The 24,885-nt window shown below is 69.9% G+C and carries 20 protein-coding genes and 1 tRNA gene; 3 read left to right on the top strand and 18 right to left on the bottom strand.

Annotated features, from left to right (window positions below):
• Positions 1–167: 167 nt before the first annotated feature.
• The 3 genes from mdh to gloB all read right to left on the bottom strand — a co-directional run bounded on the left by mdh (position 168) and on the right by gloB (position 3,164).
• Positions 168–1,130 (bottom strand): malate dehydrogenase, encoded by a 963-nt coding sequence (gene mdh, locus J2X36_RS02110; RefSeq protein ID WP_132255294.1) that lies wholly within the window; start codon positions 1,128–1,130, stop codon positions 168–170.
• Between the two features lie 299 nt (positions 1,131–1,429).
• The gene (locus J2X36_RS02105; RefSeq protein ID WP_245516637.1) at positions 1,430–2,053 is read right to left on the bottom strand and encodes a TetR family transcriptional regulator; all 624 of its coding nucleotides are present in this window, start codon (positions 2,051–2,053) and stop codon (positions 1,430–1,432) included.
• Between the two features lie 331 nt (positions 2,054–2,384).
• Entirely contained in the window at positions 2,385–3,164 is a 780-nt protein-coding gene (gloB, locus tag J2X36_RS02100) for a hydroxyacylglutathione hydrolase (RefSeq protein WP_310345510.1), read from the bottom strand.
• 189 nt (positions 3,165–3,353) lie between these two features.
• Here gloB and J2X36_RS02095 point away from each other — a divergent pair, with 189 nt between their 5' ends.
• Positions 3,354–4,088 carry a class I SAM-dependent methyltransferase gene (locus J2X36_RS02095; protein WP_132255292.1) on the top strand — a complete coding sequence of 245 codons (735 nt, stop codon included), beginning with the start codon at positions 3,354–3,356 and terminating at the stop codon, positions 4,086–4,088.
• Between the two features lie 102 nt (positions 4,089–4,190).
• On the opposite strand, the gene J2X36_RS02090 is transcribed toward J2X36_RS02095, so the two are convergent.
• The 4 genes from J2X36_RS02090 to J2X36_RS02075 form a co-directional block, all read right to left on the bottom strand.
• Positions 4,191–5,243, bottom strand: a complete 1,053-nt coding sequence (locus J2X36_RS02090) for a hypothetical protein (protein ID WP_310345506.1) — start codon at positions 5,241–5,243, stop codon at positions 4,191–4,193.
• Positions 5,244–5,469: 226 nt separating this feature from the next.
• The gene (locus J2X36_RS02085) at positions 5,470–6,555 is read right to left on the bottom strand and encodes a cytochrome c peroxidase (protein ID WP_310345503.1); all 1,086 of its coding nucleotides are present in this window, start codon (positions 6,553–6,555) and stop codon (positions 5,470–5,472) included.
• Positions 6,556–6,662: 107 nt separating this feature from the next.
• Positions 6,663–7,238: a sigma-70 family RNA polymerase sigma factor gene (locus tag J2X36_RS02080; RefSeq protein ID WP_207919238.1), complete on the bottom strand. Its 576-nt coding sequence runs from the start codon at positions 7,236–7,238 to the stop codon at positions 6,663–6,665.
• A complete protein-coding gene (locus J2X36_RS02075; RefSeq protein WP_310345499.1) occupies positions 7,235–7,462 on the bottom strand; it encodes a NepR family anti-sigma factor in 228 nt (75 codons plus the stop codon). The genes J2X36_RS02080 and J2X36_RS02075 overlap by 4 nt, the downstream gene beginning before the upstream one ends.
• Before the next feature lie 345 nt (positions 7,463–7,807).
• On the opposite strand from J2X36_RS02075, the gene J2X36_RS02070 reads away from it, so the two are divergent.
• Positions 7,808–7,883: transfer RNA gene (locus J2X36_RS02070), tRNA-Thr, on the top strand.
• A 432-nt stretch (positions 7,884–8,315) separates the two neighbouring features.
• Here the strand turns inward: J2X36_RS02070 and J2X36_RS02065 are convergent.
• From J2X36_RS02065 to J2X36_RS02055, 3 genes are all read right to left on the bottom strand, one after another.
• Positions 8,316–9,413 carry a helix-turn-helix transcriptional regulator gene (locus J2X36_RS02065; protein ID WP_310345496.1) on the bottom strand — a complete coding sequence of 366 codons (1,098 nt, stop codon included), beginning with the start codon at positions 9,411–9,413 and terminating at the stop codon, positions 8,316–8,318.
• 163 nt (positions 9,414–9,576) lie between these two features.
• On the bottom strand, positions 9,577–11,004 hold the full coding sequence (locus J2X36_RS02060; protein WP_310345493.1) for an Ig-like domain-containing protein: 1,428 nt from the start codon (positions 11,002–11,004) through the stop codon (positions 9,577–9,579).
• 111 nt (positions 11,005–11,115) lie between these two features.
• Positions 11,116–12,039, bottom strand: coding sequence for a hypothetical protein (locus J2X36_RS02055; RefSeq protein WP_132255288.1), 924 nt, complete (start codon positions 12,037–12,039; stop codon positions 11,116–11,118).
• Here J2X36_RS02055 and J2X36_RS02050 point away from each other — a divergent pair.
• A complete protein-coding gene (locus J2X36_RS02050) occupies positions 12,038–12,325 on the top strand; it encodes a hypothetical protein (protein WP_310345490.1) in 288 nt (95 codons plus the stop codon). The genes J2X36_RS02055 and J2X36_RS02050 overlap by 2 nt on opposite strands.
• A 418-nt stretch (positions 12,326–12,743) precedes the next feature.
• On the opposite strand, the gene J2X36_RS02045 is transcribed toward J2X36_RS02050, so the two are convergent.
• The 8 genes from J2X36_RS02045 to J2X36_RS02010 form a co-directional block, all read right to left on the bottom strand.
• Positions 12,744–14,498 (bottom strand): ATP-binding protein, encoded by a 1,755-nt coding sequence (locus tag J2X36_RS02045; protein WP_132255286.1) that lies wholly within the window; start codon positions 14,496–14,498, stop codon positions 12,744–12,746.
• Positions 14,488–14,817 (bottom strand): circadian clock KaiB family protein, encoded by a 330-nt coding sequence (locus J2X36_RS02040; RefSeq protein WP_245516636.1) that lies wholly within the window; start codon positions 14,815–14,817, stop codon positions 14,488–14,490. Before J2X36_RS02040 ends, J2X36_RS02045 begins: the two co-directional genes overlap by 11 nt.
• The gene (locus J2X36_RS02035; RefSeq protein ID WP_310345485.1) at positions 14,814–15,155 is read right to left on the bottom strand and encodes a circadian clock KaiB family protein; all 342 of its coding nucleotides are present in this window, start codon (positions 15,153–15,155) and stop codon (positions 14,814–14,816) included. Before J2X36_RS02035 ends, J2X36_RS02040 begins: the two co-directional genes overlap by 4 nt.
• A complete protein-coding gene (gene kaiC, locus J2X36_RS02030; RefSeq protein WP_310345482.1) occupies positions 15,152–16,843 on the bottom strand; it encodes a circadian clock protein KaiC in 1,692 nt (563 codons plus the stop codon). The genes J2X36_RS02035 and kaiC overlap by 4 nt, the downstream gene beginning before the upstream one ends.
• A gap of 228 nt (positions 16,844–17,071) precedes the next feature.
• Positions 17,072–18,304 carry an HAD-IIIA family hydrolase gene (locus J2X36_RS02025; RefSeq protein ID WP_310345479.1) on the bottom strand — a complete coding sequence of 411 codons (1,233 nt, stop codon included), beginning with the start codon at positions 18,302–18,304 and terminating at the stop codon, positions 17,072–17,074.
• Positions 18,301–18,936, bottom strand: coding sequence for a D-sedoheptulose 7-phosphate isomerase (locus tag J2X36_RS02020; RefSeq protein WP_310345477.1), 636 nt, complete (start codon positions 18,934–18,936; stop codon positions 18,301–18,303). The genes J2X36_RS02025 and J2X36_RS02020 overlap by 4 nt, the downstream gene beginning before the upstream one ends.
• On the bottom strand, positions 18,912–19,967 hold the full coding sequence (locus tag J2X36_RS02015; protein ID WP_310345474.1) for a hypothetical protein: 1,056 nt from the start codon (positions 19,965–19,967) through the stop codon (positions 18,912–18,914). Before J2X36_RS02015 ends, J2X36_RS02020 begins: the two co-directional genes overlap by 25 nt.
• Positions 19,968–20,025: 58 nt before the next feature.
• On the bottom strand, positions 20,026–24,807 hold the full coding sequence (locus J2X36_RS02010) for a glycosyltransferase (RefSeq protein WP_310345471.1): 4,782 nt from the start codon (positions 24,805–24,807) through the stop codon (positions 20,026–20,028).
• Between the last annotated feature and the right edge of the window lie 78 nt (positions 24,808–24,885).

Below are 24,885 nucleotides of genomic sequence, written 5' to 3'. Positions count from 1 at the left end.
TCCGCCTCCGACGCGTCGAAGATCGCAACACCCCGCGAGACCGGGACCCCGAACTCCCGCAAAACCGCCTTCGCCTGATACTCGTGTATGTTCATGGCAGCCTCGTCGGATGAAGCGGGCAGCGGAGGGGAGAGGGGCGGACGCGCCCGCGTCCGCCCGGATCGGGCTCAGGCGAGCGAGGCGTTGATGCCCTTGCAGGCCTCGATCAGACCCTTCACGGAGGCGATCGACTTGTCGAACATCGCCTTCTCGTCGGGATTGAAGGTGACCTCGAGGACGCGCTCGACGCCCTCGGCGCCGATCACGATCGGCACGCCGATGAACAGACCGTCGATGCCGTACTGGCCCGACAGGTGGGCGGCGCAGGGCAGGACGCGCTTCTTGTCGCGCAGGTAGCTCTCGGCCATCGCGATGGCCGAGGCCGCGGGCGCGTAGAAGGCCGAGCCCGTCTTGAGGAGGTTGACGATCTCGCCGCCGCCCTTCCGGGTCCGCTCGACCATGGCGTCAAGCTTCTCCTGGGTGGTCCAGCCGAGCTTGACGAGGTCGGGCAGAGGCACGCCGGCTACCGTCGAGTAGCGCACCAGCGGCACCATGTCGTCGCCGTGACCGCCGAGCACGAAGGCCGTGACGTCCTCGACCGAGACCTTGAACTCGTCGGCGAGGAAGTGGCGGAACCGGGCGGAATCGAGGACGCCCGCCATGCCGACGATCTTGTTCGTCGGCAGCCCCGAGAACTTCTGGAGCGCCCAGACCATCGCGTCGAGGGGGTTGGTGATGCAGATCACGAACGCGTTCGGCGCGTATTGCTTGATGCCGGCGCCGACCGCTTCCATCACCTTGAGGTTGATACCGATGAGATCGTCGCGGCTCATGCCGGGCTTGCGCGGCACGCCCGCCGTCACGATCACGACGTCGGCGCCCTCGATGGCGGAGTAATCGCTCGCGCCCGAGAACTTGGCGTCAAAGCCGTCGACCGGAGCGGATTCCGCGATGTCCAGCCCCTTGCCCTGGGGCACGCCGTCCGCGATGTCGAACAGGACGACGTCGCCGAGTTCCTTCAGGCCCGCCAGATGCGCGAGGGTACCGCCGATCTGTCCGGCGCCGATGAGCGCGATCTTGCTGCGTGCCATGGGAAAGAAACCTCCGCTGCCAGAATGGGAATGGCCGGCCGCCCGGTCCGATCGGGCCCCGGGATCTGCGTCGAAGCGCGCCCGTCACGGTCGCTGGCGTGGCTCGGTGTGTGGCGGAAAAGCCCCCCTGCTTCAACCCGACCAAAGGTGGAGCAAGCACGCTTCGGGCCAGAGAGAGGACGCCAGTCTCAGAAGACGGGAGGGCGAAACCTCAGTACGGCGAAGATGTTAGGCCGAGGCCAAGCTCGCGGCCGCCGAAGCGGGAGCGAAGTGACAGATATGAAATCCTGTCACTTCGCCTATAAAATGCCCGCCCGCAGCACGCGCTGGATCGCGTGGATCACGGCGCCGAGGCGCGCCTCGACGAGGTCCCGGGGCACGTCCGAGTCGTGCTGGATCGCGAGCGGGTGCGTGAAGCGGTAGCTCGCATCGAAGATGTAGGCGATGGCCCGCTCGCGGTCGCGGGCCGAGAAGGCGCCGGTCGCCATGCCCTCCTCGACGATCCGCTCGACGAGGCTGCGCAGGCGGACGCGGTGGCGCCGAGCGATCGGGCGGGCCTCGACCGTGGCGTCGAGATGCACGGCGAACAGGTTCGGCTCGTCGACCAGGGCGTCCCGCTGCACGGCCGAGAGGGCACTGAGCAGGCGCTCGATCTTGTCGTCGGCCGGATCCGGCCCGTCGGCGATGCCGGCGAGGCGCGTCTCGACCTCCCGCAGCCAGCGCCCGGCCACCGCATCGAGGAGCGCGTCCTTCGAGGGAAAGTAGCGATAGACGTTGGCGTGGGTCATCCCGGCCTCCGCGGCCACGGCGACGACGGTGACGCGCTTCGGCCCGAGCCGGGCGAGGTGCTCCGTCGCGATGGCCAGGAGGCGCACGTCGGCGGAGACGGGCGTGGGCCGGGCTCTGGCGGCCGGCCCCGACAGGCGCGCCGCGGGGCGGCTGCCCGGGCGCGCGGCGGCGCCAGCCGCCTCCTCGACCAGGACGGCTTGCAATCTGTCCTCACGGACCGTCTCGGTCCGCTCAGGCTCGGCGGCGCTTTCCGGCTGTACGAAAGGGAGGGGAAGGCGGGAGGGGGAAAGGTGATAAGGCGAGACGGACCCCCATCTGATCAGCGGAAGCGCGTCGCGGCACGCTTCTGACGACGTGTGCGCGCCCCCTCCGGGGGCATGGCCGGAGGAGCCTTTCAAAGCTCCTCCACTGTCATATGTTCAGTTCCCTTTGAGATGGCAACAAATTTTTCTTGAATGGTTCGGATCAGAACCGATTCTTCCACGCTCTCAGGGCCACGAAGACAGCGGCCGGATCGGCCCCCGGGCTCAGGTCGACCGCGCGGGCCAAGTCCGGCTCGGTGCTGCGCAGGAAAGGATTCGTAGCGCGTTCCACTCCCAGCGTCGAGGGAATGAGAAAACGATCCTCCCGCTTCGCCCTCTCCGCCTCCGCGGCCCGTGCCTTCAAGTTTTCGTTATCGGGGTCGGCGGCGAGGGCGAAGCGGGCGTTCGAGAGCACGTAATCGTGCCCGCTGAAGACCTGCGTCCCGTCGGGCAGCGCGAGGAACCGCGACAGGGAGTGCCACAGGACCTCCGGCGGGCTCTCCATCACGCGGCCGCAGCCGAGGGTGAACAGGGTGTCGCCGGCGAAGACGAGGCCGGCATCTCGAAACCAGTAGGTGACGTGGTCGGCGCAGTGCCCCGGCGTCTCCCAGACCTGGCCGAGCAGATCGCCGACCCGGACCGCATCCCCCTCGGACACCGTGACGTCGACCTCCGGCACGGCCGCGCCGGCCTTGGCCGGCGCCGTCACCCGCGCGCCCGTCGCCCGCTTCACCTCCGGGATGCCCTCGACATGGTCGGCGTGGCGATGCGTGACGAGGATGTCGGTGAGCCTCCAGCCGGTCTCGTCGAGGGCACGCAGGACCGGAGCGGCCTCGGGCACGTCGATCGCGGCGCAGGCGCCGGTGGCCGGGTCGCGCATCAGCACGCCGATATTGTCGCTGCGGCAGAGAAAGGTGCGGATCTCGGGCGTCGCGGCGGCCATGGCGGATCTCCTCGTGAGCCGAATCAATCCCGCGGAGAACCGGGGCCGGCACGGCGAGTTCCGGGCCGACCCGCTTGCCGCGCGGGCTCGGCAACCCCATTGAAGCATTCGGAGCCATTCGGCGAGGGGCTCGGGCCGCGGGAACCCGCGCCGACCTCCGAGAGCCGCCCTTGCGTAACCCGCCGCCCCATGCGTCTCGACGTCACCGACCTGCGTGCCTTCTACGCGTCGCCCCTCGGGGGCGTGACGCACCGGATCGTCGCCCGGGCGATCCACGGGTTCCTCGGCTCGGTCTCGGGCCTGCGCGTCCTCGGCCTCGGCTACGCCACGCCCTATCTCGGGCCGGTCCACTGCATCGCCGAGCGCACGCTCGCCTTCATGCCCGCGACGCAGGGGGTGGTGAACTGGCCGGGCTCCGGGCGTTCCTGCTCGGCGCTCGCCGACCCGACCATGATGCCGCTGCCCGAGGCGGCGGTGGATCGCGTCATCCTGGTCCACGCTCTCGAATCGGTCGAGAGCCCGACGGAGCTGCTGCAGGAGGTCTGGCGCACGCTCACGCCGGGGGGTCGGATGATCCTGGTCGTGCCGAACCGCCGCGGCGTCTGGGCGAGGCGGGAGGCGACGCCCTTCGGCCACGGCCAGCCCTACAGCCGCTCGCAACTCGGGCGCCTCATGCGCGACACCCTGTTCTCGCCGGAGGGGTGGGCCGAGACCCTCTACATGCCGCCCCTGCGCGGACGCCTGACGCTGCAGACGGCCTGGGCCTGGGAGCGGTTCGGCACCGCCCTCTCGCTGCCCTTCGCCGGGCTGCACGTGGTCGACGCCACGAAGCAGCTCTACCGGCCCGTCGCCGTGCGGCAGGTGCGGCGCGCGGCCCGCCTCGCCCCGGCCCGCGTGCTGGTGCCGGCCCCCTCCCCCGGCTGACGCGGCGGCGGGCGCGATCCTCCCCCTCTTCCGTCCCGATGCCGCGAGGCGGGCCTCCCTCGCGGGAGCCCGCCTCTCGACCCGATCGGCCCCTTCCGATCGTCAGATCGTCGGCAGGGCGGCGAAGGACCCGTACAGGAGCGCGTGGCCGACATAGTAGAGGGCGAGGAAGCTCGCCAGCGCCGCGCCGTAATAGGCGGGCGCCAGGACCACGTCCCGCCCGGTCGCCGGGGCGCGGGCATCGTCGGCGGCGATGCCGAGCAGCACCACGATGATGCCGGAATGGCCGACCGCGTCGATCTTGCCGAACTCGAAGACGGCCGAGACGAAGATGGCGGCGAGCACGATGGCGGCGGTGCGGCGCACGAGCGGCGTCCAGATCAGCGCGAAGGCCAGGGTGAACTCGATGACGCCGGCGGCCTTCATGAGCAGCTCCGGGCTGGCGCCGAGCGTCATGGCGGGCTTGGCGGCGAGGAGCGGCGCGGTCCAGTCCGGATAGGCCCACTTCTCGACGGAGGCCCACATCAGGGTTACCGCGGCGGTCGCCCGCACCACGTCGATCGGGCGCATGCCGAACAGGGTCCGGTCGAGGCCGGTCAGGGCCAGGTAGGCCGCGATGCCGAGGAAGACGGGGTAGTCGGCGAGGTGGAAGGCGCCGTAGGTCCAGGTGGCGAGGCCGAACAGGAAGACGATGCCGAGGGCAGCGAGAGGCAGCGTCCGTTTCCAGATCAGCATCGCGGCGATGCCGAGTTGCAGCCACGAGACCCAGCTCGCGTCGGTCTTCAATTCGGGCGTCAGGATGATGCCGCCGAGGTTCCACAGGGACACGAAGAAGAAGCCGCAGACGACCCTGACTAGGAGCTCGGTGTCGGTCCGAAGCCGCTCGGTCGCCCGGTCGAGCGCGTTGAGGAGCGCGGTGCCGACCGGCGTTCCCTCGGCGAGGCAGCCCGCGATCAGGCAGAGCATGGCGAGGCCGACGAGCCACTCGAAATCGGCGCAGAGGACGTTCCCGAGTCCTTCCGGCTGCCCCGCCACGTTGAAGGCGCAGAACCATTTGACGTGAGCCTGCGCCGGCCCGGCGGCCACCAGACCGGCCGGCAGAGCGACCAATGCCGCCAGGCCCGAACGCAGCAAACACTTCCTGATTTGAGTCATCGGCGCCTCGGCAGCGGAGCGTTCATCATTGCTGATCGAGATATTTACCTTCACTACCAGAGGTCGCGCCAACGCTTTGTTAACAGAGCTTACCGAAAGGTTAACGCTGTGAGTTGTGTGCAGAGCCGGGACAAGCCCGGATCTCGACGACATTTCGTGCGGGAACGCCTTGCAAGGCCGGGGCGCCCCGGCCGCTGCGATCCGGGCGCCGGGACAGGGGCCACAATCAGGGGCGCGGCGCGTCCACGGTCAGGTCGGCAAGGGCCGGAACCCGGCCGGGCTCCGACGAGAGCGTCCTCAGGAAGGCGAGGAGGTCGGCCTTCTCGGACGCCGTGAGACCGAGGGGTCTGATGTCGGCGGAGCGGCTCGGCCGCTCGATGCCGCCGCGGTCGTAGAGGTCGATCACCGCCTCGAGGGTGGGGACCGACCCGTTGTGCATGTAGGGTGCGCGCCGCGACACCTCGCGCAGGCCCGGCGTCTTGAAGGCGAAGCGCAGGGCCGGCGAGGTCGGGAAGAAGCGTCCGCGGCCGACATCGGCGCCGGTCGCCGTGCCGATGTCGTGGAACGAGCCGTCGCTGAACGACCAGCCGCTGTGGCAGGCGGCGCAACGCGCCTTCCCGTTGAACAGGTCGAAGCCGCGCTTGGCCGCCTCCTCGACCGCGCCCTCGTCGCCCGCGATCCAGCGGTCGAAGGGGGCCGGCCGCGACACGATGAGGCGCTCGAAGGTGGCGAGCGCGGCCTCGACCCGCTCCCGGGTCACGGCCGGATCGGGGAAGGCCTCGGCGAAGGCGCGGGCGTAGCCGGGATCCTCGGACAGGCGGCTCAGGGCCTCGGCCACCGGCAGGTTCATGTTGCCGACCCCCGTGATGGGGAAGAAGGCCACGCTCTCCAGATCGCGGAACTTCCCGTCCCAGCCGAGACGCTCCTGCCAGGCGATGTTGAGGAGGCTCGGCGTCCGAAGCTCCATGTCGGTCGCGTTGAGATCGAGCGAGCGGGCGCGCCCGTCGCCCCAGCCGAGGCCCGGGACGTGGCAACTCGCGCAGGAGCGGTTGCGGTCGCCCGACAGGATCGGGTCGAAGAACAGCCGCCGGCCGAGCTCGGCCTTCACCTCGGTGTAGGGGTTCGCGTCGGGGAAGGGGATCGCGGTGGGCGGGCGGTACCCGCGGCGCCAGAGATCGCGCTGGGCGGTCGCGCGGGAGGCCGTCTCCTGCCGTGCGGCAGCGCCCTCGGGAGCGGGACTGACCGCGGCCGAGCCCGCCACCCAGACCAGCACGAGGAGCGACGCCAGCGCGCCGCCGACCTTCCACGCCATGACCGACCTCTCCTCCGCCCTCTACGATGCAACCCGTTGAGGATCGGTGAACGGATCGTTGCGGCTTCGTGGCGAGGCGCGTTTCCGGACCGTATCCTGTCGTGCGCTCAGCGCGTGTCGAGCGCGGCCCGGGTCAGGCCGTCGGCGCCGATGTCGTCGGTCCCGTGCATCCCGAGCGCCTCGATCAGGCGCAGCCGCGCCCGGCTGACCCGGCTCTTGATGGTGCCCACGGCCACGCCGCAGATCTCGGCGGCCTCCTCGTAGGTGAAGTTCTGCGCCCCGACGAGCACCAGCGCCTCGCGCTGCGCGAAGGGCAGCAGGTCGAGGGCGGCCTGGAACTCCCGCATCTCCACGCGCACCTCCTGCTCGGGCAGGCTGGTCAGCCGTCCCGCCAGCGCGCCGTCCGCATCCTCGACCTCGCGCTTGCGCTTGCGCTGCTCCGAGTAGAACAGGTTGCGCAGGATGGTGAACAGCCACGCGTAGAGGTTCGTCCCCCGGCGGAAGCTGTCGGCCTTGGTCCAGGCGCGCACGAGGGTGTCCTGGACGAGGTCGTCGCTGCGGTCGAGATCGTAGGTGAGCGAGAACGCGAACGCCCGGAGCGCCGGAATCGCGGCGAGCAGGAGGTCGCGCATCTCGGCGTCGGCGCCGTCGGGCGTGCCCACGGGTGCGGCAATCTGCATCATCGCGAGGGCTCCTCGGGCTTGGTGCGCGTGGCGAGATCCGCGAGCAGCGTCTCGAAGCGCGGCGGCAGCGGCTGGACGAGCACCTCGGCGTAGAGAGCCCGCAGGCTCTGCCCGATGCGGCGGCGCGCGATGGGATCGAGCCGGCTTTGGCGCTTCGCCGCGTCCGCGGCCGGGATCTGGCCAGCGGCCGGGTCGGTCAGCCTGTCATCGGGATCGCGCGTCATCACCGCCCTGCGAGAGGATGCGGCGGCCTCGGAAGTCCCGCTCCTGCACTGTGCCGATGCGGGACGCTCGCCGCCCTGTGGCCGCGGTGCTATCGAGATGGGATTTAACGCGTTCTGAAAAAAGCATTCATCGGGCCTTCAGCCGGCATTTGCAGCCGAAGACCTGGCAAATTTCACGTCAGCTTGGCCGAATACACCTTGACGCGCAGCAACGCGCGGTGACGAGCCTTCCTGTACTGCCACGCTTGAACCCCGCCTGAACGCCGGGCCGGCCCGGCGCCGCGCCATTGCGGGCGCCCCCGGGCTTGCACGGGAACGGATGCGCTGCTAGCGCAAGCGGGTTCAGCCGGTTTAGCTCAGCTGGTAGAGCAACCGCCTTGTAAGCGGTAGGTCGCGAGTTCAAGTCCCGCAACCGGCACCATTTTTCCGGATCCGAGTTGAAACTTCGCTGTTGCGTTTCGACTCGCTTCCCGAATTCCCCCTGGCGCAATCGCAAATTTCCATCGAACCGGCCCTGTGCCGGCACTGTGAAGCACAGGTTCGATCGCGCTCAGGAAGAAGCCCTCGCCCAGCAAGCGGCCGATCGGGTTGTGGCCTACCGGGAGCGAAGTCGGCGTCGCGCGGAGCGCAGCGGGAAGCAATTCGAAATCGTGACGATCCAAGACTTGGCGGCGGACGAGGACGAAATTGAGAGCCTCACGGCAGAGGGCTTAGTCGCACCCAAGTTTCCTGCATCCTGCATCGAGCGCTCAGAATAGAAGACCGCAGATGGTTGCTGAACCATTCGATAAGGCGACGGTGTTCTAGGGGTGATCGAGGTTCTCGGATTGGCGTGGGCGGTCAGCGGACATGCTCAGGGCCTGCGCCTGTTCGTCGGCGCCATTCCCGCCAGCAGCCCGACGAGTTCGGCCTGCCGGCGGGTTCCGGTCTTGGCCAGGACGGATTTGAGCTGCGTGCGGATTGTGTTGACGGAAACTCCGGCCTGCGCGGCGATCTCCTCGACCGTGCGGCACGCAGTCAGTTCGCGCGCCACCCGGGCCTCAGCCCCGGTCAGGTCGAACAATCCGGACAGGACGGTCAGGTCCGGTGCCTCACCCAGGGCGACGGGCGTGAAGATCACGATCGCCGAGGCTGCATTGAACAGGTCCGCCGCCGCGCGCCGGACCGGCAAGACATGTAGGATCAGGGGGCCACGCTCCTCTGTGGCGGGAATTGGGATGGAGCAGATCGAGGTCGGCCGCTTCGCCGCGAGAGCTTCCAACGCCGGCGCCAGCAGGCGGTCCGCTTTCGGGTTGTTGAGGGTCAGCCGGCGCGCTTCGCGGATGGTGCTCCCGAGAAGAGCTGAGCAGCCGTCATTGACCGCCAGCACCTGCGCCTGCCAGCCCAGGATTGCCGCAGGTATGTTGACGACATCGAGAACCTGTGCGGCGACCTTTACGGTCTGAAGCCTGAGCCGTGCCGACATGGTAGCCGCACGGGCGAGATGCGGACGCAGTGTGTCGAGGCGGGCGACGATGTCGCCGGTGATCGGACCGCGCGAGAAGGCACGCTCCACGTTGAAGATGAGGCGGTCGCCGCTGGGCACCGTGATGGCGCTGGCGACGCCCCAACCAAACCCTCTCGGACGCAGGAAATCGCGGAAGACGGGCTCCGTCTCCATCTCCTCGGCGGTGTAGACATCGAGATCGGTGAGGAATCCGGCATGCTGCTTGGCGAAGAGGCGGGCCGCCCGATCAGTCCGAGCCGGCCATCCTTCAGCAACGTACTCGGCGGTTCCCGCTTCGAAGCCCGGAGAGGTGACATACCGGAAGTCGTTCCCGTCGGTCGTGAAGAGAAGTGCACCGTCTCCGCCGCCAAATCGCATCAGTTGCGAAAGCACATTTGGCCACATCTCGGGTATGACCGCGGCCTCGTAGATATGGTCAACGAGGCCGCCCGAGTCGATTTCCACTATCCCCTCCGAGCACTCCGATTGCATAAGCAAGTCTTCGGGACTTCGGAGTCCGACTTGCACATCCCTGCGCGGCCGGCAAGCTGGAAGCGGTCACGGCGTCGTGAAAGCCTGCCGCGGCGAGCTCGGCAGGCTGGAGACGATCACGACATTTCCGGGATGATCAATCTCCGAAGAATGTCCGTCCCTCGCTCGCTCCGAACTGCAGGTAATGCAGCAGAGGATCGACGCCCGCCTGAGCCACATCCGGATTGGCTTCCAGATAGAGCGCAGCGTTGAACTGCAGTCCCGTGAACTCGGGCGATGGAGTGGGGTCGCGTCCTTCCTTCCAGCCGAAGAGATGGTAGTGTTCGAGCGGGTTCACGCCGGCGGCTTGGACGTCTGGATTGGCCTGCAGATATGCATCCGTATCGAAGAAGGCGTTCGGATCCCGTCCTTCCTTCCACCCGAAGGTCGCGTAGTGCGTGGCGGCATCGACCCCGGCAGCTGCCACGTCAGGGTTGGCCAAGGCATAATAGGCCTTATCGAAGCCCGACGAATTAATGTCGCTCGGTTGACCGACCGCCGTGTAGGTCTCGCGTCCTTCGGCGCGACCGAAGGCCTCATAATGCCCCAAGGGGCTGATCCCTGCCTGATCGACATCGGGATTGTGCTTCAAGTACAACTGCGTATCGAAGTCGGCTGATGGGTCGCGCCCCTCCTTCCACCCGTATTGATCGTAGTGTGCCCACGGATCGACGCCGGCGGCGCGAACGTCGGGGTTCGCTCCCAGGTAGCCGGTGGGCGAGAACGCGACGTCCTTGCCGAGGGCCGGCTGATCCGAGACGACAACGAGAACCTCAGCCGTTGCCGTCCCCTGACGACCATCGGAGATGACGTATTTGAACGTGTCGTTTCCGGTGAAGCCCGCGTTCGGAGTGTAGATCACGACACCGGAGACGGCATCGTAACGGGCGGATCCGTGATCCGGATCGTCGGCGAAGTAGCCAAACGAGATCTTGTCGCCGTCACGATCGCTGTCATTGGCGAGCACGTCGATCGCCACGATTCTCCCTGGCGCTGTCCTCGCGATGTCCGCGACCGCATTGGGGTTGAAGTTGCTCGGCAGCGGATTCGTCGGGGATGGATCGGCAGGCGGATTCGACGGCGGTTGAGGGTTCGGCGCTCCGCCTGTCGTCTTGATGTTGATGGTGTATGGCCCGTCCGCATTGAACACACGGAAAGTGGTGAGCTCATCGGACCCTATGGTGATCGTGGTCGTCAGGCTCGCGTCATCGCCGCGAATGAAGAACGACGAATCATAGTTCGGGCCGGAGGCGCTCAGATCAGCGTAGGTTTGTTCACGGCGACCGAGTTCGAGGCTCCTCCCCCCACCAATGACCTCGAAGGTGATCTGCGCTTGCTTGGGGACCGCGCCCGCAAAATCCTCTGGCTGGCCGGCGGTATCGATGACAAACCAGTCGGCGTTCGCGTCGCCCAACCCAAGGAATTGCGCGCTGCCGGAGACCAGGGACAGCACAGGATAATTATCGAGATTGGTATCTTTTGCGCGGTCGTTATAAGACGATACTGAGCTTTGCGGCAGAGACATGCGGCCCTCCACATCAGGTTAGAACAGACATCTGAGACAGGAAGTCGTTCATCACGCACGTCGGCGCGAGAACTACAGTCGGAGTCTGTATCTTTGTGCCGGGACGCCGCATCACCCAAATGAGTGAGGCCTGTTGCAGATTGTACCTTCGGCGTCTTTGAGATCGCCGGTTGCCTCGCCAAGATGGGCGACGAGGATGGTGAGTCCCACCACAGAGAACCGGGCGGGCCGAAGTTCATGAGGGTACAATGCCGCTGGGACGGCCGGCGGCGCCAGCGTGCCGGCACCGAACAGGATCGCGCCGCAGATCGCGGTGAGGCAGAGATAGCCCACAATGCGCAGGGTCATTGGAGTGCCCGCAGGGCGAACAGCTCGTACCTTCATGGCGAGCGTCACGACGCCAGCCAGGAAGGTAGCCGCCGTGCCGCAGACCCACGTCAGCACCTTGGCGGCCGTGCAGGACGAGTTGATGAAGTCGACGGCGCCGTCGAGGGTCTTGAGTTCGCGATCGTTCTTGGCGTCGACCCACTCGCTGGTCTCGGGCTTCAGGCTGATCAGCTTCTCCAGACGCTCGACATCGCCTTCGCTGAGCGAGCCGAACCATTTTCGGAGGTGCGGCGGAAAGCGCACGGTGCTGTGATCGTCGTCATCATCCCTGTCGTAGGCACGTCGGATTTCGTCCTCTCCCAGGCCGGGCTGAGGAAGCCGGCAATTGCTCCCGCACTCGCCAGCCCGCCAGCGGCCTACCTTGCCGGCCAAGCCGAGCCACCGGTGAACGGGGCTCCCATGTTCACGGCCAGGAATAGGGCCGCATTCGTCGGCCAGTCGTTGGCCAAGGCGTTCCGGTGCAACCGGGCGAAGGCCTTCCCAGGCGATCAGCGCACGCTGATGGATATGCGACGTTCTGGCGCAATCGAGGGCAATGCCGGCAACGTCGATGCCGGCGCGCTCGGTGCGACGATGGCGAACTCGATCGCGTCCGCCCGCGACCTCCAGCTGCCCTACCAACCCGTAGATCCAGCGACCGTCGCGCATGCCGACGAGGCCCGCTCTCCGGTTCCACGACGGCAAGACCGGCCGGCCCGCTGGCGAGATGCCGGGAGGTGCTTATATCGGCACCATGACCAACGACATTCCCCATCCGTACGAAATCGAAGTCCTTCCTCTCGAGATGCCGGCCGGCGCGTATCGCTGGGTGCTGAGGCGCAGCGGCAAGCTGCTGGAGCGGTCGGACCGGCCGCATGCCAGCGAGGAGAAGGCGTGGGCGAGCGCCGTGAAGGCGATGGAGAGCGACCTGACGCCGAACGGGCGGCGCCGCTAGTCGGACGCGAAGGCCGCGAACAACGCGGCCCGTCCGTGGGTTGAGGTGCCGGCCTCTCGATTCACTGAGCAGAACCCGGTGCGCCTCTCACTTACCCTTGCCGTCGTCCTCGGTCTCTCCGTCGCGGGGCCTGCCCTGGCGCAGGGAACGCTCGAAGGCCCGCGCGGAAGCGGCGGCAGGGCCGCCGGGACGAGATCGGATCCCCGCCAGGATTCCCCGCCTGCCCCGGCGCCGAACGGGGTGGGCAATCCGAGCGGCGCGTCCGTGCCCGGCTCCACCCCCGGCGTGAACATCGGGGGCACGCCCACAAGCGGGCCGCCCGGCACCGGCGGCACGGCCGGCGGTCCCGGCATCGGAAACCGGTGAGGCCGCCCGGGAGAGGGCGCCGTCCTCGCCGTTCCGCCCCGTCGCGGCTGGGTCAGGTCCGGCCGCGACGTCCCGCAAGGACGACGCGGCTCAGGACGTGGGAGAGCTGCTCGACCGAGTAGGGCTTGTGCAGCAGCTCGAAGCCGTGCGTGCCCTCCCTGGCCAGCACGTGGCTGTAGCCGCTCGTCAGCACGATCGGCAGGGCAGGACGTCGCCGCCGGATCTCGTTGGCGAGGTCGACCCCGTCGCGCCCCGGCATCACCACGTCGGAGAACACGACGTCGAAGCGGAAGGGAATCCGCTCCAGCTCCGACAAAGCCGCCCCGGCGTCGCGCACCCACACGGTCGAGTAGCCGAGCTCCTCCAGGGTCTGGGTCGCGAAGCGGCCGACCTCCGGATTGTCCTCGACGACGAGGACGCAGGTGCCGTGGCCGTCGATCGGGACGTCGTCCCGGTCGGCGGCGGGCGACGGCGCGTCGGCCGGCATCTCGGCCCGCGGGAGGTAGAGCGTGAAGGTCGTGCCCCGGCCGACCTCGCTCAGCACCAGCACCTCGCCGCCGGATTGCTTGGCGAAGCCGAAGACCTGGCTGAGCCCGAGGCCCGTCCCCTGTCCGACCCCTTTGGTCGTGAAGAACGGCTCGAAGATCCGGTCGAGGATCGCGGCCGGGATGCCGGTGCCGGTGTCGCTCACGGCGACGGCGACGTAGGAGCCCGGCACCGCCGGCTGGCCCCGGGACGCGGGGATGCCCTCCGTCGCCTGCACTGAGATCGTCAGCTCGCCCGCGCCGTCCATCGCGTCGCGGGCGTTGACGGCGATGTTGACGAGGGCGGTGTCGAACTGGCTCGGATCGACGTGAACGCAGCAGGCCCGGTCCGGAAGCCTCGTCACGACGTGTACCCGCGCTCCGGTCAGCGTCCCCACCATGTCGCCGATCGCCGCGACGCTCACGCAGGCATCGAAGGTCTCCGGCTTGAGGGCCTGCCGCCGGGCGAAGGCGAGGAGCTGCCCCGTCAGCTTCGCCGCGCGGTCGACGGTGTCGGAGATCGCGAGCACGTAGCGGCTGCGCCGCTCCTCGGCGAGATCCCGCCGCTTGAGAAGGTCGGTCGACGACTTGATGACCGTGAGCAGGTTGTTGAAGTCGTGCGCGACGCCGCCCGTCAGCTGGCCCACCGCTTCGAGCTTCTGCGATTGCCGCAGCGCCTCCTCGATCCGCTCCCGCTCGGCGATCTCGGCCGTCAGCCGGGCATTCGCCTCGGCGAGCTCGTGCAGGCGGCCGCGCTCCTCGGCGAGATCGGTGAGGACCCCGCAGAGGAGCGGCTCCTCTCCGTCGCGCTCCAGTCGGCTGAGCGAGAGGTAGACCGGGCGCGGCGCGCCACCGTCGTCGCGCAGGGCGATCTCGCCGCGCACGGGCGCGCGCAGCGCCCCCTCGAGCAGTCCCGCCAGGACCGTCTCCTGGCCGGGCTGGACGAACAGGCCGAGTGATCGCCCGATCAGCTTCTCCTGGGCCACGCCGAGGATCGCGGCGAGGCGCCGGTTGCAGTACAGCACCGTCGCGTCGGGGCTCAGGGTGAGTGCTCCCTCCTGGATCTGCTCGATCAGCACCCGGTAGGGCCGGTCGGCATTCTCCAGGGTGTAGACCAGACGCTCCCCGTTCGACCCCTCGACGACCACCGCGTCGAAATCGCCCCGGCGGATCGCCGCGAGGGTGTCCTCGCTCTCCTCCAGGCGCGCCTCCAGCTCGCCGATGCGGGCCCGGTACTGGGCGGGCGTGAGGTCGGACGGCGGCGTCGGAACGTCAGCTGTCATCGGCACCCTTCGCCGCCGGAGAGGTCAGGCCGAGCCCCTGCAGGATGCGGCGCTCGTCCGAGAGGTCGCCCGCGATCCGGCGCGCCGGTTCGGGGCGAAGCCTCACCAGGGTCGGTGCCGCGAGCACGCGGTCGGCTTCCGCGAGCGCCTGCTGCTGGTAGATGTCGACGATCTCGAGGTCGTAGGGGCCGTCGATATGGGCATCGCAGACGCGGCGCACCGTCTCGATGGTGCGCCGGGAGCGCGGCGAGGTGCCGGCGATGAACAGGCGCAGGAGATAGCGGTTCCCCCCATCCCCAGGCGTGCCGCCCGCGCTCAAGGCCCGTCGGCCTTCGGGCGGATGTCGAGGCCCACCAGCACCTTCTCGGTGTTCGACAGGTCGCCGATGATGCGCTTGAGGGGCGAGGGCAGGCGGCGCACCAGGGTCGGGATCGCCAGGATCTGGTCGCCCGCGGCGAGCTGGGGGTTCTTCAACAGGTCGACGACCTCGATGTCGTAGCGGCCCGCCAGATGCTCCTCGCAGAAGCGCTTCAGGTTCGCCATCGCGGAAAGCGACTTCGATGTCTGCCCGGCGACGTAGAGGCGCAGGTGGTAATGACCGGGGTCGAGGTCCGCCTCGGTCGCCGGTTCCCCCGGATCCTGTGTCCCGCCGCTCATCGTGCCGCACTCCGCCGCTTCGCGATCGCGCGACGCTCGCTCTCGATCGTGGTCTCGCGCGCCTCGGTCTCCCCGAGCAGCAGGCGCTCCTCCTCCTCGGTCGCCTCGAGGCTGGCGTGAAGCTCGGCGATCTGGCGCTCGATGGAGTGGCGCCGCCGGGCCACCTCGCGCTGGCGCCGCTCGCTCTCCTGCTGGCGCCGGAGGGTGGATGCCCGTTCCTCGGCCTCTTGGACGGCGCGGGCGGTGCCCGTGAGCACGCCGGCCGGCCCGATATAGGCCTCGACGAGCGCGATGCCCTCGTCCGACATCAGGAACTCGCGCACCTGATGCGAGTGGCTCATGCCCCGCGCCTTGATGACGTAGAGCGTGCGGGACCGCTCGCCGTTGGCCTCGACATTGAGGAGCTTGACCCAGGCATCCATCAGCGAGGACACGCCGAAATCGTCGGTGAGGTCGACGGCGCCGTCGATGCGCAGGCTCGTGAACACGGCCGTGATGCCGCGGCTCTTCAGAAGGTCCACCATGCGCAGGATCGTGGCCTGCATCTCGGTCGCCGGGCCGCGCAGCGCCGAGAGCGGATCGACCACGACGAGGCTCGGCTCGAAGCGGTCGAGGTCGCGATGCATGCGCGCCAAGTGCATCTCGAGGCCGAACAGGCTCGGCCGCGCCGCCTCGAAGCGCAGGAGCCCGGCCTCGACGTGCCGCCTCAGGTCGAGGCCGATCGAGCGCGCGTTCCGGCAGATCTGGTCGCCGCTCTCCTCGAAGACGAAGGCCAGGCAGCGCTCGCCCCGCCGGCAGGCCGCGTCGATCATGCTGGAACTGATCATGGTCTTGCCCGTCCCGGACTCGCCCGAGATCAGGATGCTCGACCCGCGGTAGAAGCCGCCGGGCTCCAGCATCCGGTCGAGCCCCTCGATGCCGGTGGAGACGATGCCGGCGGGCGCCGCGTAGTCGAGGTCGGCCGAGGTCACCGGCAGGACGCTGATGCCCTCGGCGTCGATCAGGAACGGGTACTCGTTGGTCCCGTGGGCCGAGCCCCGGTACTTCACGACCCGGAGGCGACGCGTCGTGATCTGGTCCTCGACGCGGTTGTCGAGCAGCACGACGCAGTCCGAGACGTATTCCTCAAGCCCCTGCCGGGTGAGCTGGCCCTCGCCCCGCTCGCCCGTGATGATCGCGGTGAGGCCGCGCTCCTTGATCCAGCCGAACAGGCGGCGGAGTTCCGCGCGCAGGATCGAGGGATCCGTGAAGCCGGAGAACAGGGTCTCGATCGTGTCGAGCACGACGCGCTTGGCCTTCACCGTGTCGACCGCGTAGCCGAGGCGGATGAACAGGCCGTCGAGGTCGTACTCGCCGGTCTCCTCGATCTCGCTGCGCTCCACGCGCACGTGGTCGATGGCGAGCCTGCCCTCCGCCACCAGACGGTCGAGGCCGTAGCCGAGGGAGGCCACGTTCGAGGCGAGATCCTCCGCCCGCTCCTCGAAGCTCATGAAGACGCCGGGCTCGTCGAACTGCGTCGCGCCGTTCACGAGGAAGGTCGTCGCGAACAGGGTCTTGCCGCAGCCGGCCGACCCGCAGATCAGCGACGGCCGCCCGGCCGGCAGGCCGCCGAAGGTGATCGCGTCGAAGCCCGCGATGCCGGTCTTGACCTTGGGCAGGGTCGGGGGCGGAACAGGGTCGGACGCCACGATGTGCTTCTCTGCGCTCTCGCTCGGCTCACCGCCGAACGCGGCCGGCCTCGAACATGAGGTCCAAGCTTCCGGCCGCCTGCGCCAGCCTGGTCCGCGAAGATCGCGTAATGCAAAGCCTCGCCCACGGCAACACGGCGCCCTGGGAGCCGGAACGCTGGGTTCCACGCCCCGGCGGGCGCAGGCTCCGGGAGGCCCCCGCCCCGCGCGGACCGGCCTACGGCCGGATCAGCGCCTCAGGATCCGGCCGACGAGGCGGTCGAGCGGCTCGGCGGGCTCGCACCGGAAGGCCGTGATCCCCGCGGCGCGCGCCGCCGCCAGGTCGCTCTCCCGATCTCCGATCAGGAAGCTGCGCGCCCGGTCGACCGGCCAGTGCCGGCACAGGTCCAGGATCATGCCGGGGGCGGGCTTGCGCCAGTCGCAGGCCGCGGCGTAGCGCGGCACCGTTCCGTCGGGATGGTGCGGGCAGTAGCGCATATCATCGATATGGGCGCCGGCGGCCGCGAGATCCTCCGCCATGCGCCGGTGCAGGCCCCGAACCTCCTCCTCGCCGTAGAAGCCGCGGGCGATCCCGGCCTGGTTCGTGACCACGAAGACGTAGAAGCCCGCGTCGTTCAGGCGCCCGACGGCCTCGATCGCGCCCGGGCGCCAGCGGAAGCGGTCCCAGCTTCCGACATGGCCGAGATCCTCGTTGAGGACGCCGTCGCGGTCGAGGAAGGCCGCGCCCCGGCATCGGGCGTCGGGCACGGCACTCTGGGCCTGCGCGTAGGCGGCCGGCACGCCGATATCGATGAAGAACCCGCCATAGGGCTTCGCGGCGACGCGGCCCTCGGCGACGAGGCAGGGCAGCACGGTCTCCTCCAGCGAGGCCGCCGGCCCGATCCCCTCCACGGCGGAGCGGCGCACCAGGGAGACGCCGCCGTTGACGAAGCCGGGGCCCGATCGTTCCGGTCGCGCCGCGAAGGCGGTCACCTGGTCGCCCTCGCGGAGCACGGTCCCGTAGCGCGAGGCATCCTCCACCTCGCGCAGGGCGAGCACGACGTCCGCCCAGGGCCGCGCCCGGCCCCAGGCCAGGAATGCGAGGAGGTCGAGGTCGAACCAGCTATCCCCGTTGAGGAGGAGGAAGCTCGGATCGAGCCGTTGCCGGGCGTGCCAGAGCGCGCCGCCGGTGCCCGCCCGGGCCGGCTCGACCGCGACCTCGACGGCGAGGCCGAGGCCGGCCCGCGTCTCGGCGGCGAAGCGCTCGACCGCCTCGGAGCGGAAGCTCGCCAGCAGCAGGAGGCGCCTCACCCCGAAGCGCCGCAGCTCGGCCGCGAGATGGTGCAGGAAGGGCGCGCCTCCGACCGGGAGGAGGGGCTTGGGCGTCTCCCTCGTCAGCGCGCCGAGCCGCGTTCCGGAGCCGCCGCACAGGATGACGGCCTGGACGAGCCCGTCCCCGCGCGGGACGGCGTCGGCGCTCACGCAGGCGACCCGAACATCGCCTGCTCGACGAGGCCGCAGATCACGTGCGCGGCGGCGATGTGGACCTGCTGGATCAGCGGGGTCGAGCGGGATGGCGCCGCGACGGTGATCGCGCACAGCCGCCCGAGCTCCGTCTCGCCCTCCCCGCAGAAGGCGACCGTGCGGATGCCGCCCGCGTTGGCCGCCTCGACGGCGCGCAGGACGTTCGGCGAGCGTCCCGAGGTCGAGATGCCGACGAGCATGTCGCCGGGGCGACCGAGGCCGCGGACCTGACGCTCGAAGACCCGCTCGAAGCCGTAATCGTTGCCGATCGCGGTCAGAACCGAGGTGTCGACGGTGAGGGCCAGGGCGGCGAGGGGAGCCCGGTCGAGGTTGAGGCGGGAGACGAACTCGCCGGCGATGTGCTGCGCGTCGGCGGCACTGCCGCCGTTGCCCGCGAACATCAGCTTGCCGCCGCCGCGCAGGCAGGCGACCATCAGGTCGGCCGTCGCGGCGAGGCTGTCGAGGAAGGCGTGGGAGCTGGCCGCCTCCTGCATCACGCGCACGGAGGCTGCGAGATGGGCGTCCATCGCCTGCCGCCGCGGCCCCGAGGCGGGCAGGCTCCCGGTCAGCTCGCGCGGGGCTGAAGCCATGTCTCCACTCCCTTGGAGGTCAGGTGGACGGGCGAGGCCTGACCGCCCGCCCGGTTCAGGCCCTCGATCAGCTGGCGCCGGTCCTCCGGCGCGACGAGGAACATCATGAATCCGCCGCCGCCCGCGCCCGAGATCTTGCCGGCGCGCGCGCCGGCGGCGAGGCCCGCCTCGAACAGGGCGTCGAGGGCGCCGCTGGAGACGGCGCCGGCGGTCCTCTTCTTCGAAGCCCAGGATTCCGCGAGGATCTCGGCGATCCGGCCGATCTCCCCCGACAGCACCGCCTGCTTCATGTCGATCGCGGCCGATTTCAGCGCGAACAGCGCGTCGAGCGCCCGCACATCGTGCCGGCGCATGTTGGCGGTCTGCTCGCGGATGATGCGCTCGGAATCCCGCGAGGTGCCGGTGAAGCAGAGGACGAGCGAGGCCTCGAACTCGTTCAGGATCGACCGATCGACGCGCAGCGGATTCACGATCGCCCGCCCGTCGCCGAAGAACTCGATGAAGTTCATGCCGCCGAAGGCCGCGGCGTAGTGATCCTGCCGGCCGCCGTCGAGGCGCAGCCGAACCCGCTCGATCTCGACGGCGAGACGGGCGAGGTCGTAGAGGCCGAGCGGCTCGCCGCCATAGACCCGGAAGGCTTCGCAGATCGCCACCACCAGCGCCGAGGACGAGCCGAGTCCCGAGCCGGGCGGCGCGTCGACCACCGTCGTCAGCGTCAGTCCCCGTCCGACCTCGACGCCGCGCGCGGCGAGGCCGCCGAGGAAGTGGTTGTAGGTGCAGCGGTGCAGCCTCAAACCGTCGTCGGTGTCCAGAATCGCGCCCGCGCGGTGCTCCTCCTCCCGGCCGATGTCGCGGGCCCGAAACACGGTTCGCCCGTCGTCACGCGGCGCGATGAAGGCGTAGGCGTAGCGGTCGATGGTGCAGTTCAGCACCACGCCGCCATACGCGTCGCAGAAGGGGGACAGGTCCGTCCCGCCTCCGGCAAGGCCCAGGCGGAGCGGCGCCCGGCTGCGGATCGCCCTCTGCGTCATGGGCAGGCCCCGCGCGTCCCCACGCCGGCGTCGCGGCCCCTCCTCCCGATCGGTATCGTCACGGCGCAGACAGACCCCGCATCACCGGGCCGAGCTGCCGGAGGAGCTTGGCCGCCGTGTACTCCCGCTCGACGAAGCCGATCGCGGCCTCGGCCCGCTCGAGCGCGCCCGCGCGGTCGTCCGCCGCCCGCGCGACGCAATCGGCGAAGTCCTCGGGCGTCTCGGCGCAGAGGGCGAGCTGTTCGCGGGACGGGATGCCCTGCAGGCCGACCGGGGTCGACACCACCGGCACGCCCTTCGCGAAGGCCTCGATGACCTTCCCCTTCACCCCTCCGCCGAACCGGAGGGGAACGATGGCGACGGCGGCGTCCGCGTAGTGGGCGGCGAGCTCCGCGTCGCTGATCGGTCCCGTCACCTCGGTATCGGCGCCGGTCAGGGCGGACACTTCTGGCGGCGGGTTCGAGCCGACGATCGTGAGGCGGATGTCGCGGCCCCGGCTGCGCAGGAGAGGCAGGACTTCCCGCGCGAACCAGAGGATGCCGTCGACATTCGGCGCGTGCGTGAAGCCCCCGACGAAGAGCAGGCGGCGCGGGTCGCGCCCGGGGATCGTCGAGGCCGCGTCCCGTGCGGCCTCGATCTCCTCCCTCCCGAGCACCCAGGCCGGCACGGCGATGACGGCCTTGCCCGGCCCGCACTGCTCCGCGACGAGCGCCCGCTCCTCCTCCTGCGGGTACATCACCACGTCGCTGAGATCCGCCAGACGCGCCTCGAGGGTGCGGAAATGCTCGGACAGGCGCAGCACCTCTTCGCTCCCGCCGAGCTCGTGCTCGAGCATCAGCCGGCGCCAGTGCAGGTCGTGCCCGTAATAGAGGATCTGCAGGCCGGGATGCCGCTTCACGGCATCCACGTAGTGGATGGCGATGTGCGGCCGGCTGAGCAGGACGCATCCGATCCAGCGAGCGTGCTCGGAGATCCACTGGTCGAAGCGGCCGACGTAATCCGGCCCGTAGACGACCTCGATGCCCATCTCCTGGAGCGGGCGGGCGTAGATCGGGTCCTGGTGCAGGTTGTCTGGCCAGAACACGACGTGGAAGCCCCAATCCACGAAGGCCCGCAGGAAGTGGATCATGGTCCGCGAGCCGGCATCGCGGTCCCATTGCGGCACGTAATGGTCGACGACGAGGAGATGGGGCCGCCCCCGCGAGCGGTCCCGCGCCAGGAAGATGTCGGTCGCGTTCGGCAGATGCTCGGTCTCCAGCGTGCGCGCCCAGCGGGCCAGCAGCTTCTCGCGGTTGACGAGCTGATACGCCTTCGGGCCCTGCCCCTCGTCCCGCCCGTGGCTGCGGCCCTCGTGGTGGATCACCTCCGCGACGGGTTGGTAGAGGGCGCGATATCCGGCCGCGCGCACGCGGAAGGCGAGGTCGGAATCCTCGCAATAGGCCGGTGCGAACAGAGGGTCGAAGCCGCCCATCTCGTCCCAGACCCGCCGGGGCAGGAGGAGGGCGGCGCCAGAGCAGTAATCGACCTCCTTGACGTAGTTGTAGGCCGGGCCGTTGGGGTGGCTGCCGCGACCGAAGTTCCAGGCCGAGGCATCCCTCCAGAGGATGCCGCCGGCCTCCTGCAGCGTGCCGTCGCCGTTCAGCAGCTTCGCGCCGACGATACCGGCCCGCGGGTCCCGCTCCGCGAGCGCGACGAGGGCGTCAAGCCAGCCGGGCAGCGGCAGGGTGTCGTTGTTGAGGAACACGAGGTGGTGCCCGCGCGCCTCGGCCGCCACCGCGTTGCACGTGCGCAGGAAGCCGACATTCTCCTCCCGGCGGACGAGCCGGACCCGGCCGCCCAGTCCTGCGAACACCTCGGGCGTCGCGTCCGTCGAGGCGTCGTCGCCGATCAGGATCTCGAAGTTGCGCCGGCCAGCCTGCTCCAGCACGCACGCGACGCAGGTCATCGTGTAGAGGAGCGCGTTATGAACGGGCACGACGATCGTGACGTCGATCGCGGCATCGAGGGGAGGCAGAGCGGCCGCGGCGGCCGCGATGCGCGCCGACAGGTCGTCCCGGTCCCTTGAGCGGGCGAAGGTGTTCGGGTCCTCCGCGTAGAGATCGATGATCCGCATCAGGCCGTGGAGGCACTCGACCGCGCTCGCGCCGTAGCGGGCCTCGACGTGCTCGCGCAGGATATCGGGCAGCCAGTAGACGGCATTCCGGTCCCGCGGCGCCGGCCTGTCCGGGATCGACATCTCCGCCGGGGGCCGGTTCTGGCCGGCGGGCATGATCGGCACGTCGAGCCGCAGCCCGTCGCCGTCGAGGAGTGCGACGAGGGGGTTCCGGCGGCCCCGGTCGAGATCGGGCAACGCCTCGGCGAGGGCGCGTTCGGAGAGGCGGTCGCTCGGGGACCGGCCCTCCGCCGCCCCCTCGAGGACGTAATGCAGGAGGGGATTCTCGGCCGCGCCGGCGGCGTCCCGGTTGCAGCGCACGTAGTGCCACGCGTCGAACAGGGGATGCGTCTGCCGGTGCTCGGCACCGCCGAAGCGCAGGAAGTGGCTCAGAGGGCTCAGGCCGGCCGCGGCGACGTCGGGGTTGCGGCGCAGATAGTAGGCCGGGTGGAAGAGCGGATGCGGACTGCGCCCCTCCGCCTCGCCACGCGCGAGGTAGTGCAGGAGCGGGTTGATGCCGGCCTGCGCGAGCCCCGGCACCTGGGCGAGGTAGCGCTGCCCGTCGAAGAGCGGATGCGGCTGCAGGCCGAAGGCGTCGGGCGTGCCCAGGTAATCGACGAGCAGGTCGGGGCAATCGTCGGCGGCCGGCCCGCGCTGGCGGGCGTACCAGGCCGGATCGAAGGCCGGGTGCGTGCGACGCCGCTCGGCGGCACCGTGCTGCAGGTAGTGCCGCAAGGGCGGCAGACCGGCCGCGGCCACGTCGCCGTTCACCGCGCGGTAGTAGTCGGTGTCGAACAGCGGGTGCGGATCGCCCTCGGCGGAGCCATCGAGGAAGGCGATGAGAGGGGCTTCGCCCTCGGGCACCTGTCCCCTGCGCCGGAGCCAGGCGGAGCTGAAGAGGGGGTGCGGGTCGCGCTCCTCGGCGAGGCCGACGGCGAGGAAGTGATCGAGGGCGGCCGCGTCCCCGAGGCCGGCGGCATCGGCGTAGGTGCGCCCGTACCAGCCAGGGGAGAACAACGGCCACGCGAGGAGTGCCGCGCGGATGTCGCGAAGCCGGCGGCGCGGCGGTGCGGGGCGCCTCGTCCGAACGCTCCCGGTGCCCAGCAGGGCGTCCCGTTCCAGGCCGGCCTCGACGCGAGGACCGGCGGCGACGAGTTCGGAGAGAGCGGCACCGCGCTGGTGCAGGAGGCGGACGCGGCGCCCGAACGCGGCCGCCGCGGCGGCATGGGCGAGGCTGACCTCTTGGACCTTGGCGCCGAGGTCGCGGCGCTGCTGTTGCAGGTGCAGAAGGGCCTCCTCCTGCTCCGCCTCCCGGGCGCGGGCTTGCGCGACCGTCTCCTCGGCCTCGGCGAGTGCCCGCGTCAGCGCGCACCTCTCCGCCGCGAGGCCGGCCGCGGCGGCGCGCTCCTGCTCCGCAGCGAGCTCGGCGGCGGCCCGCTCCCGCTCCGCCGCGGCGAGTGCCACCCTGAGGTCGGCCGCCTCCCGTTCCGATCGCTCGCGCTCGGCATGCGCCAGCGGCACGGCCTCGAGGACGGCGCGTTCCGCGCGCAGCCCCGCGACCTCGCCCACGAGGCGTCCGATCTCCCCGTGGAGGTGCGCGCGATGCTCGGCGGATTCGGTCAGGCTCAGGCTGAGCTGACGCAACTCGCCGAGCGCCGCGGCGTCTCGCTCGGACTGGCGGCCCATCGCATCGGCGCGGCCCAGGAGAACCTCGTGATTCGCGCGCAGCAGCGTGAGCGCCGCCTGCACCGCATCCCGCTCGGTGACGAGTTGCTCGACGCGGGCGGCGAGCCTGCGCTCGCGGTCCAGGAGGGGTTCGAGCCCTGCACCGGCACGCTCTTCCCCCGGATCGGTCCAGGCCCGGCCGGTTCCCTCAGGAGCGAAGCCGGGTCCGGCGATGTCCTCTCGGGTGACGTCACTTTCGGCGATGCCGTCATGGGCGATACCGTCATAGGTGAGGGCCTTTCGCAGGATTGTCATGCGAATCCGGAAGGGTGAGACGGCGAGGATCGGGGTCAGGGGCAGCCGCTTCCGGCGCGGCGCGATCAAGGCCTCGTAGGCGCTGCGACCCTCCTCGACGGAGCCGACGAACACGGTCGGGATGCCGATCGAGCCCGCGAAGTCGCGCCACTTGAAGGGAATGTCGAGGTGGCCGCTGTCCCAGAAGGCGAAGGGCACGTCGTAGGCGTGCGCGACGATCGCCGCGTGCAGCGAGCCGCAGAGGACGAAGCTGGCGGAGGCGATCGCGTCGATGGTCGCCCGGAGCGACGCCACGCCCGGGGTTATGCGCGGGACCAGCACGGTGTCGGCGCCCGACATCGCGGCAACCTCGGCCTCGGACCGGGCCGAATCGTTGATGTGGGGAACGCAGACCGTCTGGCCCGCCGTGTGGCTGTCCCGGCTCGCCTCGTGGACGAGGGGCAGGAGCAGCGCCGTGTCTCCGAGGACGGTGTCCGGCGGCAGCCCGAGCACGTCGCGGCTCAGCGGACCTCGCACGCCGTAGAAGCGGCATCGGGCCGCGATGTCGGCGTCGAGCGGCTGCTCGTCGCGCAGGCCGCATCCCCAGAACGCCACCGTCGCGTCCGGCTCCTCCGTCAGGCCGTCCAGATCATCCCGCGCGAGCCAGCTCGCGATACAACTCCCGATCACCCGGTACGTGGACGCCTGCCAGAGCGGATATTCCAGCACGCCCTCGACCAGAAGCTCAGAAATATGATCCCCGAAGTTGACTGATGGTCCCGGCGCATCGGGTATCCAATATTTGAC

Origin of the sequence: Methylobacterium sp. BE186, assembly GCF_031457035.1 — a bacterium.
GTDB lineage: Bacteria > Pseudomonadota > Alphaproteobacteria > Rhizobiales > Beijerinckiaceae > Methylobacterium > Methylobacterium segetis.
The sequence above is the reverse complement of the archived record's forward strand: the minus strand, read 5'-3'. Positions and strand labels throughout refer to the sequence as shown.

Coding starts and splice junctions, on each gene's coding strand:
- J2X36_RS02035 (WP_310345485.1), bottom strand. CDS start 15,155: ATGAGCGGCGGGACACAGGATCCGGGGGAACCGGCGACCGAGGCGGAC.
- mdh (WP_132255294.1), bottom strand. CDS start 1,130: ATGGCACGCAGCAAGATCGCGCTCATCGGCGCCGGACAGATCGGCGGT.
- gloB (WP_310345510.1), bottom strand. CDS start 3,164: ATGGCCGCCGCGACGCCCGAGATCCGCACCTTTCTCTGCCGCAGCGAC.
- J2X36_RS02080 (WP_207919238.1), bottom strand. CDS start 7,238: ATGATGCAGATTGCCGCACCCGTGGGCACGCCCGACGGCGCCGACGCC.
- J2X36_RS02045 (WP_132255286.1), bottom strand. CDS start 14,498: ATGACAGCTGACGTTCCGACGCCGCCGTCCGACCTCACGCCCGCCCAG.
- J2X36_RS02090 (WP_310345506.1), bottom strand. CDS start 5,243: ATGACTCAAATCAGGAAGTGTTTGCTGCGTTCGGGCCTGGCGGCATTG.
- J2X36_RS02085 (WP_310345503.1), bottom strand. CDS start 6,555: ATGGCGTGGAAGGTCGGCGGCGCGCTGGCGTCGCTCCTCGTGCTGGTC.
- J2X36_RS02060 (WP_310345493.1), bottom strand. CDS start 11,004: ATGTCTCTGCCGCAAAGCTCAGTATCGTCTTATAACGACCGCGCAAAA.
- J2X36_RS02020 (WP_310345477.1), bottom strand. CDS start 18,936: ATGGCTTCAGCCCCGCGCGAGCTGACCGGGAGCCTGCCCGCCTCGGGG.
- J2X36_RS02015 (WP_310345474.1), bottom strand. CDS start 19,967: ATGACGCAGAGGGCGATCCGCAGCCGGGCGCCGCTCCGCCTGGGCCTT.
- J2X36_RS02095 (WP_132255292.1), top strand. CDS start 3,354: ATGCGTCTCGACGTCACCGACCTGCGTGCCTTCTACGCGTCGCCCCTC.
- J2X36_RS02055 (WP_132255288.1), bottom strand. CDS start 12,039: ATGCGCGACGGTCGCTGGATCTACGGGTTGGTAGGGCAGCTGGAGGTC.
- J2X36_RS02075 (WP_310345499.1), bottom strand. CDS start 7,462: ATGACGCGCGATCCCGATGACAGGCTGACCGACCCGGCCGCTGGCCAG.
- J2X36_RS02050 (WP_310345490.1), top strand. CDS start 12,038: ATGCCGACGAGGCCCGCTCTCCGGTTCCACGACGGCAAGACCGGCCGG.